Origin of the sequence: Parabacteroides sp. CT06, assembly GCF_002257605.1 — a bacterium.
Taxonomy (GTDB): domain Bacteria; phylum Bacteroidota; class Bacteroidia; order Bacteroidales; family Tannerellaceae; genus Parabacteroides; species Parabacteroides distasonis.
This window is the reverse complement of record NZ_CP022754.1, coordinates 3,267,243-3,287,325: the sequence shown is the minus strand read 5'-3', so window position 1 is coordinate 3,287,325 and position 20,083 is coordinate 3,267,243. Positions and strand designations below refer to the sequence as shown.

Sequence of the window (20,083 nt, the reverse complement as noted above, 5' to 3'; positions counted from 1 at the left end):
CGTTATTCGATAAGAGTGGCGAGGCTTTCTTGTTTCTTGTCATTGGCTTTTGGATGTTCTGGGGATCTTCACCTTGAAACAAGTCCCTACACCTACCTCGGATTCCACCGTAATCTCTCCTCCGAACCGATTCACGAACATTTGGCAAATGGAAAGCCCCAATCCGGCCCCTTGCACGTAATTGTCCTTTTTGAAATAGCGTAGGAATATGTTTTTCAGATCCTTCTGCGGAATGCCCCGGCCGGTATCTTTTACGAAGAATTCGAGAAAGCCGGGATTGTTGGCGGTATACCCAATCGTGATAGAGCCTTGTTCCGTGAATTTTACGGCGTTATTGATCAGATTGGTGATCACTTGATTTAAGCGTAGTTTATCGATATAGATGAAAGTCGTTTCTTCCGGTATTTGCTTGATCAAGTTTAAATGGCCCGGTATGATGACCCGTTGCGTTGTTACGATTTGGTTGATCTGGTCGTTTACGTCGCACTCTTCGAAATGGTAATTGATGGTATTACTTTCGATGCAGGATATATCGATAATATCACTGATGAGGGCTAATAACAGGTCGCAATTTTTCTTGATAGTCTCGATAAAGGTCGTGATTTCCTCTGGCTCAAATTGTTCGCGGTCACATAGTAGATTCGCGAACCCTACGATTCCGTTCAACGGGGTACGTATCTCATGGCTCATATTTGCGAGGAATGCGCTTTTTAGGCGGTCGGACTGTTCTACTGTCTGACGGGCTTTTTCCAATTCATCCTCAAGTTGCTTATGGGCTTGTATGTTGATGAATACCCCGAACAGGGTATAAGAAGAACCTTGGGCCGATAAATAAAGGGAGGTAAATCGGGATTTCCACCAGATATATCCTCCTCGCGGATCTTGTATCCGTATTTGGATGAGAGGATGATTCCCTCCCGGTTCGAGGGATTGCGTCAATTCATTTCTCCATACAGGGATGTCGTCGGGATGTATTTTACTTTCAAATTGTTCAATAGGCAATACGTTAATCTGTTTGGAGGTATTTCCCGATAGGAAATCATAGTTGGAGAACATTTGTTGGGTTTGCGGATTATATTGCCAGATAATGATTCCCTTGTTATTCATGATCGAGTTAATATAGTCGCTCTGCGCCTGTTCTTCCGTGATGTCGCGGAGCGTAATGATTACCCCGATGATCTGTCGCTCTTGCAAGATCGGGGAGATTTCCAGAAAAGCGTTGAAAGAGTGGGCATGCCCTAAGCTGATAAGCCTGCATCCATAGTGACTGAATGATTTTTCATTCCGCATCGCGTTGTCAAGGAGGGACCTTAAGGATATGGATTGGTCTGGTATGATCACATTGAATAAGGAAAGTACAGACTGCCCGGTATACGATTCTATATTTCCCTTCAGTCGCAATAGCTTTAAAGAGACTTGGTTGATCTCGAAAATGTTAAATTGATTATCGATACAGATAACCCCTTCTTGGATAGAGGCGATGATCGTTTTCAGATGCTTCCTGTTCCTTTCCCGCTTTTTCCAGGCGGCTTGCTTTTGTTGGTATTGGCTTTTATAATAAACATATAGCAGCATGAAGCAAAGGACTAGGAATATAAAGCCGATTAGCAAAGGCGTTTGGTGACGTACCAAGAACGGTTGGTTGATGAAATAGGAATCTTTAGGAAGCTGTTTGGTGGTAAGATGAAATTTTGTCATGACATTCCAATCGAAAATATAACGAGGCGTAAGTGGATCGATCGTGAAATCGGATACTTTCTTGCCTTTTAATATCTGGCAGGCACGATTAGCGGCAGCGTAAGTCTCATCGTAACTACTGACCATATATCCACCCAGCACCCCCTCGCCAAGTCCTATGTAGCAGGTTGTCAAGAATGGATACTCGCCAACTTTAGTTATACGGGAGAAAAACTCTTCCCAATAAGGAATGATCCCTACATTATTATAATGTACGGAAAAGGTCGGATCTTTTAGGTTGACTAATACTTCCTTTGTTGTCTTATTCTGTAAATAAGATGTATCTATGTTGATATTTGGAGGAGGATCCAGTGTGAGGAATAAGCGTGCCATTTCATTGATGATAAGCGTATCCGCTTGCAGAAAATGGATATTTTCCGTTTTCGGGAATAGCTTTTGGCTGAGTCGCACTATCTCGTTTATATCAGGGCAAGAGGTAAAGCCTGTGATATTAGGATTGTTACGAAGGATCGAGTCTTGATGGCAGCTTATGGAACCGCAAAAAATAACGGGAATATCCAAAGGCCTGTTCTTTGCTTCTAAGAAGTATGCGAGCGTGAATTCATGTTCGAGCAGGATGATATCCGGTCGGTCATCCGCATCGAATGTCAGTGCGTTTTCTAAAGTCTTAAGCAGATGCTTATTATAGCCATATCCCAAGTACATGTCCTTCAGGCGTAAAGGTATGTCATTATCTTTAAAAGCGTCGGCGATTCCAGCCAGCGACTCTTCGATATGATAAGCGGGTATAGAAAAATTTGCTTCTTCCTGTGGCGTAAGGATATCGCCTTGGGGAGCTGTCAGACCTTTGTGGAAAGCATGGATAAATAACACGTTACATGCTTTTTCCTCCAGCCGCGTCTCTTTACAGCCGGATAGCAGACATAGCAGAGAACATAGAGTATATAGGATTTTCATGATAGTTCCATATTTGTTCCGGTATCCTCAGAGGGGGAAGTTACCGGTAAGGTGATGAAAAATGTAGTACCAACCCCTAGCTCGGATTTTAGGGTGATACTACCTTGAAAGCGTTGTATGATTTCTTTGCAAATCGGTAATCCCAATCCGTTTCCTTTCGTGAAATGATCCACCCGGTAAAAACGATCGAATATTTTCTCTTGTTGCTCGGGGGAAATCCCTATCCCTGTATCTCGCACATAGATAGATATTTCATCCGGCTTTTGTTCCAGCCCGATCTCGATAGATCCTTCTTTCGTGAATTTAGAGGCATTGTTTATGAGATTGCATAATACCTGCTCCATCCGGAAAGAATCTCCTTCGAGGATGACTGGGTTCTGGGGAAGATTGACCCTAAGTTCGATAGGAGCGGGTATTTTCCCTTGTTGTTCTTCTTGCACCTTCCGGATAAGGTCGTTTAGTACAAACGGGGTTTGTTGGAAACTGATACCGCTTTCAATGCGTGATATATCTAGGATATCGTTGATGGTGACAAGAAGGGATTGGCTGTTCTCGTTGATCAGGTCTATAGCCATTTGCCGCTCTTCCGCGGATAAGTCGTCGGATTCAGCGAGCAAGCTGCTGAAACCGACGATAGCGTTTAGCGGAGTCCGTATCTCATGGCTCATATTGGCTAGAAACAAGGTCTTGTTCTCGTCGGAGATTTTCGCTTCTTGTAGTAAGGCTTGTAATTCGTTTTGTTTGTTTTTCAAGTTATCTATATCGGAACATAGGCCGAATGGCTGCCTTAGATAGCCTTGGGGGGTTGGTATATTATGGGAGCTTATGGTAAACTCGGTCCAGAGATAGGTGCCTTGGGCCGTGAGTAACCGTATCTCGATCGTAAGTAGCGTGTCCTCAATGAGAGATTGTTTAATCGCTTTATCCCATAAATCCCTGTCTTCCGGATGCATCCAGGAAATAAATGTTGGCAGCGGTAGTTTATCCTCCTCGTCCGGTGTGATTGGGAATTGGTAGTTGGAGAAGAAGTTTTTGTTGAATAATATCAACTGCCGTGTGTCGTCGAAACGCCATGGATAAGTTTCTCCTGTCGATATGCCCAGTTCTTGGAACTCGTTTTGGGTTATCTCCTCAAGGATGTTTCGGAAGGCGAGAACTACCTCTTTGTGACCGGTCTTTTGCTTGATCGGAGTGATGCTTACGGATATCGGGAATGTATGCTGATTGGACGTAACCAGATAAGTCAACCGATCCGACCATTGCGGCTTGCCGGTCTGTAGTGCGATATCTATATTTTGTTTGAGATAGGATGGCGTGTTTTTCGAGGAGATATTACACAAGGTATTGACGTCTACGTTCAATACGTTCATCTCGTCCGGTAAATTCAGTAAGGTTCTTGCGGTCTTATTTATTCGGAGCACTCGATAGTTCCCGTCGATGGCAATGATCGCCTCTTTTAAGGAATCAACGGTGGTCATCAACCTTTGTTCCTCTATCTTGAGCATATGTTTAGAGTGCCTCTTACGAAGTGTCTCTTGCTTGGACAGTTTAGCTAAGGCTATTAGGGCATAGAGTATAATGAGGCAGATGATGACACTGGCAATATATATACCGGTCTTATATCTCTCCTCAAATGGCCAGTTGATAATCGTGCTGTTGGCTGGTAGCCGATCGAGTGGTATGTCCCAATATTGAAGCGCCTGCCAATCAAAATGATATTCCTTGGGACTGGTTGATATCTCGATAGAGGAGGGGCTTTTCCCTTTTAGTATCTGGATTCCGGTATTCATGGCCCGATAAGTTTGCTTACGGCTGGGGGTAAAATATCCTCCGATATAGCCCTTGCCAAATCCTTCATTTGTTACGCTGAAGAAAGGGGCAGTCCTTCCTTCTACGATAATGCCGGCGAATTCATTCCAGCATGCGGTCGTATAATAATTCTGATCGATGTTACGAAGTTGGGCAAATAACAGAGAGCCTTTACTATCGTCTATTAATTTGATTGATATCATATATTTGCCCGGGCTGAACGGATCTCCTTCCCTCAGGAGATATACATTTTCTTTCCATCCCATGGTACTGTCGGGGGCTAGAGGTTGCCATACGGGGCCAAGGATCGCGCTGGCTGAGGTATCCGTCTGGAATTGCCGGCTGATTTCCTTCATGGCGAATATGCCGGCAGGAGAGCCGTCAACCAGATTTCGCTGGTTTTGCCTGAAACCCATTAACTGGCTAGCTAACCGCTGGGTCTCACGGAAATCCGGAGTGGTTAGTTGGCCGGTGGCGTTCTTATACTGGGTTAGATACTCTTTCGGTAAATAATTTATGCCACTAAATACGACAGGTGTACTCTTTACGAGAGGATGCCGGGTGGATAACAAGGCGTGCGTGGCATTATCCCCGTTTGTAATAATTAAATCGGGAGGCGTTAATGAAAGGGAATCCAATAGAAGTCGCAAAGCCGTGATACTAGCCGTGGTATCAGAGGGATCGGACGTTTGCTCTAGGTAGGTATCGCGTACGTCTGCTTGGATTTGATTGTCTGCCAAACAATCGTGGATGCCCTTTCTCAATGCGTTGACCCAATGTGCCTTATCGGGAGAATAGGAGTATAGTACTAAAATAGTATAACTTTTTTCTCTATTATTGTGGTCTAACAACGTACAAGAGTAAAAAGTTAAATATAAGGTGAGCAAAAGCAAGATCTCTAGAATCCTCTTTTGGATAATCCCCTTACTTATACAGCTTTTTATGGTAGAGTTTCGCATTACTGCCACAAATATAGAAAATGTTTTTCACAGCTTTACTTCTATTTATAATTTATCCATTTAAAAATCTCCTTAATACTTGGTTTTTTCCCATACATTAATATACCTACCCTGTATATCTTGGAGGAGATCCAAGTCAAGCAGATCGCCGTAAGAAAGAGCGATGCGATGGAGAGTGCGATTTGCCATAAAGGAACCTCGAAAGGCATACGCACCATCATCACGATCGGAGAGGTAAATGGGATCATGGAGCACCAGAAGGCTAGAGGCCCGTCGGGATTTTCCATACTGTAGATTCCCGCATAAAGAGCGAATACCAAGAGGAGCGTTACCGGTAGCATGAATTGTTGCGTATCTTCTTGGCTGTCCACGGCGGAACCGATGGCGGCGAACAGTGAGGAATATAATAAGTACCCGCCTATAAAGTAAACGACAAACAAAATACCTATTTCGGCGAAATTAATCGTTCCCAGCATCTCTATCCATTCATTACTTGGTTGTTGGGCGCTCATCATGGTTATATCAGGAGCCGTATTAAGTGCCATCCCGGATTGTACCATCTCGTTATCGATACCTCCTCCTACTAAGAAAGAGCCTCCGGCAATCAGGATGAGTGTCATGATAGCCCATAAGAATACCTGTGTAAGTCCCACGAAACCTATTCCGATAATTTTTCCCATCATCAAGTCGAAAGGTTTGACGGACGAGATCATGATCTCGATGATCCGGTTCGTCTTTTCTTCCATAACCCCTTGCATGACCATTGCCCCATAGATCATGATGAACATATAGATAAGCATGGTGAAAATACCCCCGATTATGGAGGCTACTACGGATGAGGATTGCTTTTCGCTTCCGTCATCCCCCCATTTGATGGTCTGTATATTGAAATTGATTTTGCTTTCTTTTATGATTTCTTTCAGATTCGGGATATTGAACGTTGCCAGTTTGTCACTTTCAATCTGCCTCTTTAGTGTCATATTGACGAGCCGGCTCAATTCTCCCGGGATTTGTTTCTTGGAATATAAGGTAGCGGCTTTTGGATTTTCCAGTAAATCCTCCGCGATCGTGAGGAACGCGAATATTTCCTTATCGGGGATTTGTTTGTAGGTATCCATACTCTGGTCACTATGGATGAAACGATAAGTCTCCGTATCCTCGAATAGCGGGGCGTATTTACCGGTGGAGTCGAGGATCGCGATGGTATGTACCTCGTCGCCTTTGATCGATGAAAGCCAAAGCGGGACGAATACGAGCGCCGCAAATAGAAATGGCGTGAGGAACGTGAGCAGGATAAATGACTTCTTACTGACCCTCCGGAGATATTCCCGTTTGATGATTAATCCAATTTTGCTCATGCCTTTGATGTGTTTGTACCGGAAACGGTGTTGATAAAAATGTCATTCATAGAAGGGATCTCCTCCGTGAAGGAAAGAATCTCATATTGGGACGCCAGCCGGGTAAGCCAGTCGGAGTTACTGATATTCTCCTCCTTGCGTATCCTTAACTCCTCAATACCTCCAGTCTCCTTGCGTACATTTAATATATAGGTATTACTCTTAAACCGTTCCCGTACCTCCTTGACATTGCCGGACAGGACGACCTCAGAGCGATTGATTAAAGCGATCTCGTCACAAATCTCCTCCACGGACGACATATTGTGGGTGGAGAAGATAATCGTATGTCCGGCCGCCTTCAATTCCAATATCTCTTGTTTAAGACGATCGGCGTTGACCGGATCGAATCCGCTAAATGGCTCGTCAAAGATCAATAGCTCGGGTTCGTGTATCACGGTAATGATGAACTGTACTTTCTGCTGCATACCTTTCGACAGCTCTTCCAGTTTGCGATTCCACCAAGGCATGATGTCAAATTTCTCGAACCAACGGGTCAAACGACTGCGTGCCTCTGGGTAGGAGAGACCTTTCAATTGTGCCAGATAGATCGCCTGCTCCCCGACTTTCATCTTTTTATACAACCCTCTCTCTTCCGGCAAGTAACCGATCTGGTAGATGTCTTCGGGGCTGGACTCATGGCCGTTGAAGCGAACGATTCCGCTATCCGGTGCCGTAATCCGGTTGATGATCCGGATCAAGGTCGTCTTGCCCGCCCCGTTAGGCCCCAGTAATCCAAAGATGGTTCCTTGAGGAACTTGGATACTTACCTTGTTTAGCGCCAGATGCCCGGCGTACTGTTTTACCACGTTTTCTGTCTCAAGGAAATTCATAGCTATTTTTTATTACATTTTTAATACGATACGCTCACCCAGCTCTTTGCAGAGCACGTTCTTGATCTCGTTGAGGTGGGCGTTCTGTTTCATTAAATCAAAGATCAGCTCCATGTCTCCCTTGTTTTGAGCCTCCTTGATTTTCGCTTGGATATCCTTTATCTTATAGAGGATATAGGCATCTTTCATGGAATAGATTTCCCGGGGTACCAAGTAATCCAATTTATCTTCTTCTTGCTCCAGTTCCCTGAACTTCGTATGATATTTACTAAGCTGGTACTTATCGCTGATAAGGTTGGCGGCAAGCCGGCTGATGTTCGGGTCCGGATGGGCAAGGAAATAACGACTGGCCATAAAGCCCTCGTTCTGGCAATGTTCAGCAGCCTCGTCCAGCATTTGTTTGAAGGCTGGCGTATAAAATGTAAGGTCATCACGTTCCAGATCGAAACGGATATAATCGGCGACCCTCATGATGACATGCTCGTTGGTCTCCTCATCTACGTAGTCATAGAGGACACGTTCGCCATATCGTACGATATAGCGCAGAAGAGCCAACTCATAAGCCTCAAAAGGAGAACGTTTCGGTTGGACCTGTATGTTGGGAGCCGTCGGAACCTCGTATGGAGGAGTAGGGGGCGGACCCGCTTCCTCTTCCGGAATATAGTCCTCGAGCGGTGGAGGCGGAATATTTTCCGGAGGAAGGGTATTCGCCTCTTCCGGTGTATACGGTTGGTAGCCGGGGAAATCTGGATACTCCGGAATCGTATTGACGGGAGATTGAACGGGCGGTGTATTCCTTACGGATTTAGCCGCTTGGTTCTCTTCCTTGTTGAGACGGATCTTATTGACCTCGTTGAGTAAGACTTGCTCGTCTATCTCCATGGTCGTACTACATTCCCGGATATACACGGAGCGAGCGATATTATCAGGTATGATCGCTACCGTACGGATTATATCCGAGATCAGGGCGGAACGTTTGATCGGATCACCCCCCGCTTCCGCCAATAGTAACTTTGTCTTGAAACGGATGAAATCCGTCTCGTTCTGGCTGATAAACTCTGCGAACTCGCTCGCGCTATGGCTACGGGCAAACGAGTCCGGATCTTCTCCCGCCGGAAGAAGCACGACCTTGACGTTCATCCCTTCTTCCAATAACATATCGATACCCCGGAGAGCCGCTTTGATTCCGGCGGCGTCTCCATCGTATAATACCGTGATATTATTCGTGAAACGATGTATGAGCCGGATTTGCCCTTGCGTGAGCGCCGTACCCGAGGAGGCAACCACGTTCTCTACGCCCACTTGGTGCATACCGATTACGTCCATATATCCTTCCACCAAGAAACAGCGATCCTGTTTCATGATTGCTTGCTTGGCGAAATAGATGCCGTAAAGCTCGTTGCTTTTATGATAAATCTCGCTTTCGGGAGAGTTTACGTACTTCGCGGTCTTCTCGTCCTTTTTCAATACACGTCCGCCGAATGCCACGACCTTTCCGCTTAGCGTATGGACGGGAAAGATGACACGTCCCCGAAAACGATCGTTCACGTTTCCATTATCATAAGCGATAACTAAACCGGTTTTCTCGAGGAATTCCTTTTTATAACCTGCTTTTATAGCGGTTTTGTATAAAGCATCCCGCTGGTCCAAGCTATACCCGAGCTGGAATTTACGGATGATATCTTCCCGCAATCCTCGCTCGGCAAAGTAACGCATACCTACGCTTTTCCCTTCAACATGCTCATGTAATAAAGTAGAGAAGTATTGCCCCGCCCAACTATTGACGATAAGCATACTTTCCCGGTCGCTACGGATTTGTTTCTCTTTCTCGGTAAGTTCCCGTTCCTGTATCTCTATATTGTATTTTTTCGCCAGAAAGCGTAAAGCGTCGAAATAGCTGAGTTGCTCATGCTTCATGATGAAGTGAACGGCGGTTCCACCCTCTCCGCAAGCGAAACACTTACAGATATTCTTTGAGGGGGATACGTAAAAAGACGGTGATTTGTCCGAATGAAACGGGCATAATCCTACATAGTTGATTCCTCGTTTCCGAAGAGTCACGAATTCTGAGACAACATCCACGATGTTCGCCGCGTCCAATATCCGGTCTATGGTAGGTTGATCGATCATTTTAAATTACTCCTTTTTTAGCGAACACAAATGTAGTGAAAAATAACCAAACACAAACAAGGCCTAATGTTTGCTTGTGTTTGGTTATTTTTTACTACATTTGCAGCGTGAGACGAATGCTACTCTCCAAGTACGCCTTCCAACTTATAAGAATCTATTATGTAACTGATTGGATAATAAGAAAATACGTATCCTTTCAGGACTAGAAGAATTATCCCATTATCCAATGGAACATCCTTTGACAGACAATTGGTTCGTATTGCGAGACCTGACCCGTCCCAATGCTAAACGTCCGGCCTATAGGTTGCTAGAGGAAAAGGGCATAGAGGTTTTCACTCCTATGCGTTGGCAGTTGGTCGAGAGGAAGGGTAAGCGGATTCGTGAGGAGGTTCCTCTTCTGCACGATTTACTTTTTGCCCATACGACCCATGCGTGTATGGATCCAATCGTAGAAGAGATCAGTACCCTCCAATATCGTTATTTGCGTGGTGGCTACCGTAAGCCGATGACGGTAGGCCATGCGGAGATGAACCGTTTTATCCGTGCTGTCCATTCCGATGATTCCCCACGTTATTTCTTGGTTGAAGAATTAACCCCTGCGATGTACGGTCGCATGATCCGCATCGAGGGTGGCCCATTGGATGGCTACGAGGGACGCTTACTCTCTATACGAGGTTCCCGTGTGAAACGTTTGATCGTAGAGATACCAGGTCTGTTGGTTGCCGCTGTAGAGGTCGATCCTGAATATATTCGATTACTATAACGTTGCGTGGAATCTCACTGTCATAAACCATTGATGCCGCTTGAACGGTTGAGTTCAAGAGCCAGCGCTCCAAATAGGAAGCGCTGGACAAATAATAAAGGCTCAATTAATGGAATCGGTATCGATATCCATCACAAGAGAAGCAAGGACAGTCTTTCTTTACACCGGGTAGTTCGCCATGGCCTACGATCAGTGCTTGTGGGAAAAGCTTATAGAGCTTATACAGTAACTCAAGTAAAGCCGCTTTCTGTATCGGTGTACGGGTGTCTGCTGGATTGCCATATTCGTCCAGCCCTCCCTCATGACAGATACCGATGCTGCACCGATTGAAACCACGGGCATGTGCGCCCACCTCCAGTAATTTGCGATGTTGTGTCACAGCACCGTTTTTGCGGATATAAAAGTGGTAGCCGATGGTTCGGAAGCCACGGGCCTTGTGGTCACGGAGCAATTGCTCCACCGTATAGTCACGATCACATCGGGTAGCGGAGCAGTGGATGACGATGAAGCGGACAGAGTCCGCTCCATTCATCAACAATCCATTCTCCACTTGGGTCAGCAGGATGCGCTCATTGAGTACCTCCATATCGCCAACCATCATGGGATAGGTCTCTTGTATCATTGCTGTTTGGTTCTAAAGGTAAGAGACACAGGAGGATACACCCAAAGCCGTCAAGGCGGCGATAATAGCTTGTGCTACGACTTGAAGGATTTTCATCCAATCGATTTTGCTTGATTTATTGTTCATACCGTATTTAATTTAAGAAGTTGTTATTGGGAATATTCTTAATCATCTTAAAAATATACACTTAAATATTTTATAATCAATATGTTATAAGAAAGGTGATTTTAGTGGAGAAACAAATAAGGAACAAAAATAGGAATTAAAGTGATTTCTCATTTTTCTATTTGCACTCTGTTTCTTTCTTTTCGTTTGTTTGCTTTCAGAGTGCATTCCGAGCAATTTTATCTGCTCTCATCATTCGAAGAATTTGCTCCTAACTTTAACTAACAAATTATTTGCAGCTCATAAAGAGAATACAAATTATTATCTCTTGAAGTTGTATTGCTTGTAGCAAAGATAATCTTTTTTGTACAGGCAGCCAAAAATGCCTGCCTATATTTAGTTTAATTTAGTTTAGCATATATAAGGCTAACAAACTAAACCAAACTGGATTTTCATGTTACTTTTTGTGATTTTCCCATTCTACCCATACAGCCAAAAGAGAAGATAAGCTCTTGCCTCTTTTCTCTTTTCGCTGCGATACTCTTTTACTTCATAGCCACCTTTTACACACATCCGTACCGAGCAAACTCCCACATGCTCGCATATCAACTTTCGGTCTGCCCGATGGGAATTGTGTCGCAAAGGTATTTGCCATGTCTTTATTGTATGCAAGGTTGTAACCTGAAGGTTCACTACAAAATCTCCACGCTCCGCTTCGCAGAGGTAGTATTTTGTAGTGAAACCCTGCATACATAGCCATGCCACCTGTTGAAGCGACATAATTTCAATCAAGCCCGAAAGTAAGTGAAATGCTACAGGAGGGAAAGTAACAAACTTAAAACTTGGTATTTATGGCAAATTATGCAACCAACATTTTCCACGCAAGAACGGAAAATAAAACAGACCTCGACAAAATAGAGGCTTTCTTGGATGACACTTTCAGCGAATTTACCAATCGATATGGTGATAGTGTAGATGCAGAATTTTCCTCTCGTTGGGTGTATCCAGAAGAAGAAATCAAAAAATTGGTAGAATCGTTGGAGGACAAAGATAAAGTCTATATCAAGATTCTAACCTATGAATTTGAAGACGAGTACGTGAGCTTTAGAATATTCTCTCAGGGAGAATGGAAGGTCAAATTAGTAACTGAATGAGTAGAAGAAGATAAAGTAAAATTATGGTCTATCCTACACTTTGCTTATTCTATAAGAGACACACGGATGGAACGATTGTCGGTGATTTCGACAACAAAATCACTGTTCGTTTCATCTGTGGCAAAGAGAGAGTATTAAATACTGTGATGAAGTAATTTTTACAATTTTACAACATAGAAACCATGACACAGATAGCAATGAAATTCGTCCAATGGGATGTGCCCGAATTGGAAAAACTGAAAGATAGCAAGGTTTACAAATTACGGGAACGTCTTGATAATGGCGACAAGTTGAGTCGGGAAGAAAAGAACTGGCTCACCCGCAATGTGAAAGAGTGCTGCCATTTCAAAAGAGGTATCGCTTTAATGGGCTACCGTTTTGACTTCTCCGATGTTCTCAAACGGTATTTCGTGAAACAACATGGACATATTGCCGAATATTATGCCATTGACAAAACCGCACTACGTTCTGTCCTATATGGTCGAATTGAAGATATAATCGAAGTACAATAAAAATCAAAAGAAGCATGAAAGTAACAATTGAACACAGCTTTTGCCCCTATTGTGACGAGGTAACTGAACTTTATTTCCGAATCATTAACACGATTCTTTTTTCTGGCAATGAGGCGGAATTGCGTGAAAGCATGAGACAGTTGGAGAAAAAAACTCCACTTGATGAATATTTCACATACGGTTACGGTGCACGACACCTTTGGGTTTGCCAGCGACGTCCCAGCGACAAAACCAAAATATTCGAGCATCGTATTATGATGGTTGAATTTCAATGACACCTTGGACAAATATCATCGACTGGCTGGAATGGAATCACCCATTTCAGCCTTACTTCCATTTTCCTTTTATAACTTTTTCTTTTGGCTGCGCCACTCCCTTTTGTAGAAACCAGCCATTCGCACAAAGCGAATTGGAAACCACTTTGTGAAAAGTCTGGTTCTTCCTGCCGTTTTTCCTTCCAGTTCCATTTTTTTTCGATGCGGATATCACTATCCTCCAAGGATGGGCTACCTACGCTTCTGTCCACTCTTGGCTGACACATTCCTTATGCAGTGGCCTTTTTTCTGATTGGATGGTATTCTGTTTGTTACAGTCTCAATTCAAGCCAGGCATGTCTCGCTTTGGCTTTGCTATTCTTCACTGACTTTCGGACGGATGTCTCGCCTTTGTGCCGACATTTGGATTTGCTCTTTTTCCTTATCATTACCGGTTTACTTGTTTCCCATTTTCCATAATCGCTTTTTATCGAAGCAATCATCATTTTTCCTCTGCAAAGATAGTATGCCGACGGGAACGACATGGTTGTCTTGACCAATGGCGTAGCCGCTTCAATCTTCCTTTATCGAGCCTTCGATTTTACCTGTGGCTAAAAATAAAGCGTATTGACGCGCTATCCTTGGTGCATCCCTTAAACGACATCTACTTTTTAGGCAGTGTAAAAATTGATTTAATAACTTCTAAAAGCAATTCAACATGAAAAAGATTGAAAACAATTTCACAGTAACCGGATTCTTAGGTAAAGACGCTGAAATCCGAGAGTTCACCAACAGCAGTGTCGCACGTTTCCCATTGGCCGTAAGCCGTCAGGAAAGGAATGCCGAGGAAACCAACCGCATTTCAGCCTTTATGAATATTGAGGCTTGGCGTAAAAACGAGAATACTGGGTCATTCGACCAACTGACCAAAGGTACGATGCTCACCATTGAAGGCTACTTTAAGCCTGAAGAGTGGACCGACAAGGTCGGTGTGAAGCACAATCGTGTTGTTATGGTGGCTGTCAAGTTTTATCCTCCTATCGAAAAGGAGGATGTTCCTGAAAAGCCGGTAAAGCCCGTGAAAAAAGGCAAAAAATAATTCTTGCCTTATCATGAACAAAGCGATCTTTTGGTCGCTTTTGTTTTGCTCATGACCGGATTAATACGCATCATACTTTTATAAGTGACTGTTGCGATGCCAAGCTCCAAATGAAATCTTCACCCGGTAATACTGTTATACTTAGCTCCACTTGATGAACAGGCAGATTACGATTTTCAATAGAAAAAAGAAGACTCTCTCAATTCCATACCTCTGAGCAGCTTTCCAGTCCCTCTTATAACCATATTTCTTCCCAAAAGTGAGGTTACGTCCGCCGTCCATTAATTTTACAGTGCGAAGTTAAGTCGGACGTGAACCTGCAAGGCGCGTTTCATTTGCAGTCAATGCCGTTCAAATGAAATCCTTCGGATTCCGCTTCCTCCTTGCATTGTTCCCTTCTTCCGCCTTGTGGTTTGCACGTAAAATCAAATCCCACCGGACGAGGTAAAAGCCTCTGAAGGGAAGGGAAAATAAAAAATTAGAATGTATGAAACAAATAATTTGGTCAAGTGATGCTCTATTGGATGAAACAGCAAGAGAGTATTATCAAAATTTCAAGCGAGAAGAACTGGACGATGATGCCTACAAGGTCAGCGATGAAGAGTGGTCGGACGAAGTGTATAATGAATTGGGGGATGAGCGGCAGAACCTAAACAAGGATGTCAATGGAGTCATTATTGCATTTGGAGATTTAGGATTGTGGAACGGACGCAAACAAGGCTATCAAATTTTGGGTGACAACATTGCCGGGATATTACAATCTACCCAGTATGATGCAGAGTGGTACGGTGACGGCTACGATATACGAGGCCGTATGTCGCACCATGATGGCACGAATTATGTTTTGTACCGTGTCGCTGAAAATCGTGACGACGCAGAACAGATTGCCGCAAAAATCTACAACTATGAAATTGACGAGAATGGTTTTCGCCAAGTTACACGTTCCCTCCACCCCTATGTGGCCGCAGTGTATGGCTGGAAAACTCTACAGGACAACCTCGTTCAGGTAAAATAGCCTGTAACCTGTACTTAAACAAATGCCGTAACGCTTTCTCAAGAGGCTGTTACGCACTTGTGTTTTATGCCGTATATATTCTGCATAAAATGTGGTGGGAAACTATTCCTTTTTACACATTTATGAATGTTCCCGCCCAACTGTTGTAGGTGGCCGCTTGTGCCAGTTTCCTTTTTTAGACTCCGGCCCTCCTTTATAGCCCCATCCAGCTACCCCCTATATTTCTATCCCGCAAGCCTGGTTATTTCCCTGCAAAATTCGATTGCCGGCTGTCCGTCCTGTCAAGGACCGCTGACACTTGCTGCTGTAAAATCTTCCTCTCCGAAATATCGAAGAGTGTATTTTCCGCATCCTCCTTGCCCGTTCTGGCCGCCAATCCCGTGGGCAGAAAAATAATCAACCTTTCGGTACAGGAAGTATCGAAGGGAAATAAATAAAATATTAATCTTAAAATTTGAGGCATTATGACATTCAGAGAATTTATGTTAGAGAACGGTTATGAATTGCAAACAACCTTTTGGAATGATTTTTCCATTGCTGACCGATTTGGTCTTTCGGCGATACAGGACACTTTCAACCGTGCTTTTAAGGAGTGGAAAGAGAACTACAAGTATCTCACGGAACTGGTTTTAGTGCTTAACCATAAGATATGGCAGTATTATGAAACAAGGCCGGAAATTGCGACATTGTATAATACCCTTTGGGCACAAGCCAGTCAATATGCAATGGAGTATCTGGAAGATGACGAGCTAAGCTATTATTATGATGTAACGGATTAAATGTCCCAGCTCCTCCCACAGGAACAAAAGAAAGCCGGCTTTTGTCGGCTGCTCTTTGTGGTCATTCCCTTTTTTATCACTCCGTTTTACCCTTGTATAAAACGAAATTATTTCGTTTCAGGCTGCTACCAGTCAGGACTTGTTTTTTCCTGTGCAAAGGTATTGCCACGGAAAAACATTCAAGTACCGCTACGCTATTTGAACACAATTTTTCAGTAGCTTTCCCGATTTTCAATCGCTCAAATGTCGTATACGCTCCATACCGCAACTGTAAAAATTCTGTCCAAATTCCTTGCCTGCTTTTCCTTAAAGGCAATCTTGAATGCACGTAAAAATCAAATCCCGACTGGAGAAGCCTAAAAGCTTCCGAAAAAAGGGAAAAAAAGAACATGATGTTTAATAGCTAAATTTTAAAAGTATGGAAATTCAATTTGTGATTGTTCGTTCAGAAAATGCAGAGTATTTGTGTCACAATGTAAATGGAACGTATGTGGATGTCAGTGACCCATCAACAGAATTTGTTTCTGGAGAGGATGATTTTCGCTTGGTAGATCCGGACAGCTCCCTAACGCGGAAAGAATACGAGTTTCGTGGAGAACGCTTTTATCTCATGCCTCAATTTTATGGCAATGGCTGGTTAGCACTTACTTTGCAAAGTGTGGAAGATGAAACAGAGTATATCGTGCTATCCGTCAATTTGGAGAGCATGGATGCACTCGATTTGCCAGACCGTACATTTATTGATGTGAATCATTATCCGGATGCAATGGAGTTTCTGGAGACAAATAATTTAGCGACCTATTCAGGTTACAAGCGTAGAAGCGGATTTGTGGAATATCCAATGGCGGTATTGAATCTTCCTTTGCTTTATCAGCACGCCCCGCAGATTTTCCAAGAGGCGAATATCGAATGTTTTTAAATGGTTTTCTGAAAGTATGGTACTGATGACTACCAAAGAGATACCGTATCGGTTAAATCCTATCGGTATGGTATCTTCTTTTGCCCGAAGACAGGTGGCATCCCCCCTTTTTTACAGATTGCTCCGTGCCCACTTTTTTAATTTCCTTGTTTCCCTTTTATAGCAGCGTAACTGCCTGCTTCTCTTTTACAGCCCTTATGTAATGAATGTTGATGTTTCCTGTCGTTATCCAGACTTTCGCCCGGTCTTGTTTTCGTGTGCAAAATTACGGCGAACGAACGCTATCCAAGTATCGCTACGCTATCCGAAATGAAATTTGACGTAATCTTCCTAAATCATAGATTTCGGTATTCATAAAATTTCATTTCCGATTCCTTGCACTGCGTTCCTGCTTCGTCGTTTGGGACGCACATGAAAAACAACCCTTCCGGCAAAGTCGAAAGACTTGAAAAAAGGGAAAATAAAAAACTTAATTAAAAACGAAAACGAGTATGACAATAGAAGAAGTATTACAGCACGATTTAAAATTCAGATATATGTTATTGGGTCGTTTGCAAGCCGACTGTGAATATTATCTTGGCTTTGGAAACAAAAGTTCTCGTCGTTTGTGGGCTGGTTCTGAAAAGACACAAATTGAATACATGACGAAAATTCACGACAGCTTCCGAGAAAACGAAAAACCCGAATGGCTGACAATGGAGCAAATCAAAGAATACAGCAATGCTATGGGAGTAACACAAGAATAATTCAAAAAAAATACCGTAATGACCTTTAACGGAGGTGTTGCGGTATTACAGTATTACAAATAAGGGTCGGAGTTTGAGAACATACCCTCTTATAATTGAGAGGGTAATAATAATCCCTCTTTTATAATTATATCATTCTATTCCTTTTTTATATTTCTGCAAAAGGAATAGCATTCTTCTTTTATATTAATTATTTTTCATTTTATCTCCCATCTATTCTTCATCCTATCACCGGTTTGGTTTTATCAGATGCAAAGGTCGGCTATCGCGCTTGATCCTGCTACTTGAAGTGTATTTCTTACAAAATTCTTCCTTCCTGCGCAAGAGTAATTTGGCAAGAAAAGTTGCCGTATGAAGCTGTATCGACATCCGTTTACCGCATCCATAAATCCCAAAACGGTTCAATCAGTAAAGAACCGACAATATGGGAAATAAAAGTTAATACTAACCAATTCTTTAAACATTAAAATCATGCCTAATTATGTAACAAACCGTTTAGAAATAAACGCAGACAGAGAAACAGTACAAAATGTGATGGATTTCTTAAAAGGAAAAACAGATGAAGACAGTACGCCTTGCTATATTGACTTCAACAACATTATCCCTATGCCAAAGGACTTACTGATAGAAGCGTCCACTTCTGGGGAATTTGGTATGCAGTATATCATAGCACAGCAACGTAAACCGTTCAATTCACAGGACGACCTGAAAGTCATTCAATGGATGGAAATTCAGGAGGAAAAAGTCAGGGAAGAAGCATTACAACTTGGAATGACATATCTGAAAAACTGGGGAAAATACGGTTATCCTACTTGGTATGAATGGTCTATCGCTAACTGGGGTACAAAATGGAATGCCTTTAATCAGAATTTTGAAGAACCGAACGTGCTTTGGTTTGATACGGCTTGGGAAGGTGTGCCGCTGCTTATCCAAACACTCTCCGAAATATTTCCGGACGTCGAGTTTCAATATGCCTATGCGGATGAAGACCTTGGTTCCAACGTGGGCAAAGGGACTATCCGAAATGGAGAAACCGACATGACATTCCCCGATAGCGGAAGTAACGATGCCTTTGAAATTGTCTTTTTCGTAAAACCGGGATTAGAGGAATACTTGGAACTGACAAACGAGGGGTATAGGTGGAAAGCCTAAACATCTCCGGACAGACAATATCCGACATGTATTCAGGGTATATCTCAACCGATATATCCTGGACTCCTGTTGCCGGAAGCTCCGTTTATATTTATTCCATTCCACTTCCTTTTTACAATTTCACGCCTCTTGAACCAGTCTTTTTTGACCGTATTTACCCATCCCTTGGCTGGCCTACTTATCATCTTTGAAGCTGCTTTTACTGAAACCGCCAAACACGCCCTTCAAGAGCTTGCCGACAACCCAGAATACCAGCAATACAATTATAATATCTCCCATAAGTCTTACTTTTATAGTTTTAACAATAATAAAAATACAAAATAATAACCGAAAAACAAATATACGATCCTGATTATCTGAAAATTCTATCAGGAGTCACCTTCATTTGTTCCGTCCTCTTTCGGGTTCTGTTTGACACGCGGACCGCTGGTTTGGCCACGATCAAGTTTTACGCCATATTTATTGAGTATGCGCCAAATAGAACTTTTGCTGCTAAAACCGCTTGCAGCCCAAATGTCATCGAAAGAATGCCCGTTGATATACATATCCACGATTGTCTTATCTCGTTCAGCTTTAGGTAATACCTTCGGCACAGCCGGGGCTTTGATATTCTGGCGTAACTTCTCGACATGAGCGGAATATTTTCGTAGCGCGGCAATTTCTTCCGGAAATGCCCCTATTATCCACAACACATCGGCTGCTGTCGTACCGGGGAATAATTCACCGCGAGTATCAACTCTGTCATGAATGGATATGACACGTACAATTTTGATACGGCATAGTTCGATGAACGCGGCCAGTTCTCTTAAACCGCGTGCAGCATTGCTGAATTTGGATATGACTATTTCATCGCCCCTTTGAAGATTCGCCATAAGCTGTTTCCACATAGGTCTCAATGTTTCATGTTCAACTGTTTCCTCTACGATTTGTACACAACCATATCGCTGCATCCATTCTCTCTCAGCATCAAAACTGTCATTATTTTCCTTGAATATATAGCCAACTTTTGCCATTTTAATATACACTGTTTTGATAACAAGTGCAAATATAGCACTTTCATTTTAATCTAAAATCATATCGTGGCAAAAATCTCGCTAAATCCTTTTTTTAGCTTTTTTCTTGCACTTGTTTTCATTGATAATCATATTATTAATATGATACCAAAAATTATACTAAATGCGAT

At 43.0% G+C, this 20,083-nt stretch carries 19 protein-coding genes; 10 read left to right on the top strand and 9 right to left on the bottom strand.

All coding sequences use genetic code 11. The features are described from left to right. Nucleotides 1–39: 39 nt before the first annotated feature. From CI960_RS14350 to dnaG, 5 genes are all read right to left on the bottom strand, one after another. Complete coding sequence (locus CI960_RS14350) at nucleotides 40–2,655, bottom strand: PAS domain-containing sensor histidine kinase (RefSeq protein WP_094582405.1); 2,616 nt, start codon at nucleotides 2,653–2,655, stop codon at nucleotides 40–42. Next, a complete protein-coding gene (locus tag CI960_RS14345) occupies nucleotides 2,652–5,204 on the bottom strand; it encodes an ATP-binding protein (protein ID WP_182001062.1) in 2,553 nt (850 codons plus the stop codon). The genes CI960_RS14350 and CI960_RS14345 overlap by 4 nt, the downstream gene beginning before the upstream one ends. Before the next feature lie 260 nt (nucleotides 5,205–5,464). Continuing rightward, nucleotides 5,465–6,781: an ABC transporter permease gene (locus tag CI960_RS14340; protein ID WP_005854901.1), complete on the bottom strand. Its 1,317-nt coding sequence runs from the start codon at nucleotides 6,779–6,781 to the stop codon at nucleotides 5,465–5,467. Beyond that, nucleotides 6,778–7,650, bottom strand: a complete 873-nt coding sequence (locus CI960_RS14335) for an ABC transporter ATP-binding protein (protein WP_005854903.1) — start codon at nucleotides 7,648–7,650, stop codon at nucleotides 6,778–6,780. The genes CI960_RS14340 and CI960_RS14335 overlap by 4 nt, the downstream gene beginning before the upstream one ends. A gap of 12 nt (nucleotides 7,651–7,662) precedes the next feature. Continuing rightward, nucleotides 7,663–9,780 (bottom strand): DNA primase, encoded by a 2,118-nt coding sequence (gene dnaG / locus CI960_RS14330; RefSeq protein WP_005854905.1) that lies wholly within the window; start codon nucleotides 9,778–9,780, stop codon nucleotides 7,663–7,665. Between the two features lie 226 nt (nucleotides 9,781–10,006). Between dnaG and CI960_RS14325 the strand changes: the two genes are divergently transcribed. Beyond that, on the top strand, nucleotides 10,007–10,543 hold the full coding sequence (locus CI960_RS14325) for a UpxY family transcription antiterminator (protein ID WP_094582403.1): 537 nt from the start codon (nucleotides 10,007–10,009) through the stop codon (nucleotides 10,541–10,543). A 106-nt stretch (nucleotides 10,544–10,649) separates the two neighbouring features. On the opposite strand, the gene CI960_RS14320 is transcribed toward CI960_RS14325, so the two are convergent. Together CI960_RS14320 and CI960_RS23205 are read right to left on the bottom strand one after the other, a co-directional pair. Further along, nucleotides 10,650–11,165, bottom strand: a complete 516-nt coding sequence (locus CI960_RS14320; RefSeq protein WP_005854909.1) for an N-acetylmuramoyl-L-alanine amidase — start codon at nucleotides 11,163–11,165, stop codon at nucleotides 10,650–10,652. 12 nt (nucleotides 11,166–11,177) lie between these two features. Continuing rightward, nucleotides 11,178–11,291 carry a smalltalk protein gene (locus CI960_RS23205; RefSeq protein ID WP_157740127.1) on the bottom strand — a complete coding sequence of 38 codons (114 nt, stop codon included), beginning with the start codon at nucleotides 11,289–11,291 and terminating at the stop codon, nucleotides 11,178–11,180. Between the two features lie 830 nt (nucleotides 11,292–12,121). On the opposite strand from CI960_RS23205, the gene CI960_RS14310 reads away from it, so the two are divergent. The 3 genes from CI960_RS14310 to CI960_RS14300 all read left to right on the top strand — a co-directional run bounded on the left by CI960_RS14310 (nucleotide 12,122) and on the right by CI960_RS14300 (nucleotide 13,211). Continuing rightward, nucleotides 12,122–12,424 (top strand): hypothetical protein, encoded by a 303-nt coding sequence (locus tag CI960_RS14310; protein ID WP_004323452.1) that lies wholly within the window; start codon nucleotides 12,122–12,124, stop codon nucleotides 12,422–12,424. A gap of 182 nt (nucleotides 12,425–12,606) precedes the next feature. Further along, entirely contained in the window at nucleotides 12,607–12,936 is a 330-nt protein-coding gene (locus tag CI960_RS14305) for a hypothetical protein (RefSeq protein WP_004323450.1), read from the top strand. A gap of 14 nt (nucleotides 12,937–12,950) precedes the next feature. After that, a complete protein-coding gene (locus CI960_RS14300; RefSeq protein ID WP_004308737.1) occupies nucleotides 12,951–13,211 on the top strand; it encodes a hypothetical protein in 261 nt (86 codons plus the stop codon). Here the strand turns inward: CI960_RS14300 and CI960_RS14295 are convergent. Next, a complete protein-coding gene (locus tag CI960_RS14295) occupies nucleotides 13,205–13,477 on the bottom strand; it encodes a hypothetical protein (RefSeq protein ID WP_004323449.1) in 273 nt (90 codons plus the stop codon). The genes CI960_RS14300 and CI960_RS14295 overlap by 7 nt on opposite strands. 431 nt (nucleotides 13,478–13,908) lie before the next feature. On the opposite strand from CI960_RS14295, the gene CI960_RS14285 reads away from it, so the two are divergent. From CI960_RS14285 to CI960_RS14245, 6 genes are all read left to right on the top strand, one after another. Next, nucleotides 13,909–14,289, top strand: coding sequence for a single-stranded DNA-binding protein (locus CI960_RS14285; RefSeq protein WP_004308735.1), 381 nt, complete (start codon nucleotides 13,909–13,911; stop codon nucleotides 14,287–14,289). A gap of 487 nt (nucleotides 14,290–14,776) precedes the next feature. Next, on the top strand, nucleotides 14,777–15,304 hold the full coding sequence (locus CI960_RS14280; RefSeq protein ID WP_004323448.1) for a hypothetical protein: 528 nt from the start codon (nucleotides 14,777–14,779) through the stop codon (nucleotides 15,302–15,304). Nucleotides 15,305–15,768: 464 nt separating this feature from the next. Continuing rightward, nucleotides 15,769–16,083 (top strand): hypothetical protein, encoded by a 315-nt coding sequence (locus CI960_RS14270; RefSeq protein WP_004323447.1) that lies wholly within the window; start codon nucleotides 15,769–15,771, stop codon nucleotides 16,081–16,083. A gap of 418 nt (nucleotides 16,084–16,501) precedes the next feature. Next, a complete protein-coding gene (locus CI960_RS14260; protein WP_004323445.1) occupies nucleotides 16,502–17,002 on the top strand; it encodes a DUF4313 domain-containing protein in 501 nt (166 codons plus the stop codon). Between the two features lie 491 nt (nucleotides 17,003–17,493). After that, nucleotides 17,494–17,748 (top strand): LPD11 domain-containing protein, encoded by a 255-nt coding sequence (locus tag CI960_RS14255; protein ID WP_004323443.1) that lies wholly within the window; start codon nucleotides 17,494–17,496, stop codon nucleotides 17,746–17,748. A 471-nt stretch (nucleotides 17,749–18,219) separates the two neighbouring features. After that, entirely contained in the window at nucleotides 18,220–18,900 is a 681-nt protein-coding gene (locus CI960_RS14245) for a hypothetical protein (RefSeq protein ID WP_004323442.1), read from the top strand. 368 nt (nucleotides 18,901–19,268) lie between these two features. On the opposite strand, the gene CI960_RS14235 is transcribed toward CI960_RS14245, so the two are convergent. Then, entirely contained in the window at nucleotides 19,269–19,913 is a 645-nt protein-coding gene (locus tag CI960_RS14235; RefSeq protein ID WP_004323440.1) for a recombinase family protein, read from the bottom strand. Between the last annotated feature and the right edge of the window lie 170 nt (nucleotides 19,914–20,083).

Excerpts from the sequence above, each read along its gene's own strand:
- CI960_RS14350 (WP_094582405.1), bottom strand. The coding sequence starts at position 2,655 with ATGAAAATCCTATATACTCTATGTTCTCTGCTATGTCTGCTATCCGGC.
- CI960_RS14340 (WP_005854901.1), bottom strand. The coding sequence starts at position 6,781 with ATGAGCAAAATTGGATTAATCATCAAACGGGAATATCTCCGGAGGGTC.
- CI960_RS14335 (WP_005854903.1), bottom strand. The coding sequence starts at position 7,650 with ATGAATTTCCTTGAGACAGAAAACGTGGTAAAACAGTACGCCGGGCAT.
- dnaG (WP_005854905.1), bottom strand. The coding sequence starts at position 9,780 with ATGATCGATCAACCTACCATAGACCGGATATTGGACGCGGCGAACATC.
- CI960_RS14325 (WP_094582403.1), top strand. The coding sequence starts at position 10,007 with ATGGAACATCCTTTGACAGACAATTGGTTCGTATTGCGAGACCTGACC.
- CI960_RS14320 (WP_005854909.1), bottom strand. The coding sequence starts at position 11,165 with ATGATACAAGAGACCTATCCCATGATGGTTGGCGATATGGAGGTACTC.
- CI960_RS23205 (WP_157740127.1), bottom strand. The coding sequence starts at position 11,291 with ATGAACAATAAATCAAGCAAAATCGATTGGATGAAAATCCTTCAAGTC.
- CI960_RS14310 (WP_004323452.1), top strand. The coding sequence starts at position 12,122 with ATGGCAAATTATGCAACCAACATTTTCCACGCAAGAACGGAAAATAAA.
- CI960_RS14305 (WP_004323450.1), top strand. The coding sequence starts at position 12,607 with ATGACACAGATAGCAATGAAATTCGTCCAATGGGATGTGCCCGAATTG.
- CI960_RS14300 (WP_004308737.1), top strand. The coding sequence starts at position 12,951 with ATGAAAGTAACAATTGAACACAGCTTTTGCCCCTATTGTGACGAGGTA.
- CI960_RS14295 (WP_004323449.1), bottom strand. The coding sequence starts at position 13,477 with ATGTGTCAGCCAAGAGTGGACAGAAGCGTAGGTAGCCCATCCTTGGAG.
- CI960_RS14285 (WP_004308735.1), top strand. The coding sequence starts at position 13,909 with ATGAAAAAGATTGAAAACAATTTCACAGTAACCGGATTCTTAGGTAAA.
- CI960_RS14280 (WP_004323448.1), top strand. The coding sequence starts at position 14,777 with ATGAAACAAATAATTTGGTCAAGTGATGCTCTATTGGATGAAACAGCA.
- CI960_RS14270 (WP_004323447.1), top strand. The coding sequence starts at position 15,769 with ATGACATTCAGAGAATTTATGTTAGAGAACGGTTATGAATTGCAAACA.
- CI960_RS14260 (WP_004323445.1), top strand. The coding sequence starts at position 16,502 with ATGGAAATTCAATTTGTGATTGTTCGTTCAGAAAATGCAGAGTATTTG.
- CI960_RS14255 (WP_004323443.1), top strand. The coding sequence starts at position 17,494 with ATGACAATAGAAGAAGTATTACAGCACGATTTAAAATTCAGATATATG.
- CI960_RS14245 (WP_004323442.1), top strand. The coding sequence starts at position 18,220 with ATGCCTAATTATGTAACAAACCGTTTAGAAATAAACGCAGACAGAGAA.
- CI960_RS14235 (WP_004323440.1), bottom strand. The coding sequence starts at position 19,913 with ATGGCAAAAGTTGGCTATATATTCAAGGAAAATAATGACAGTTTTGAT.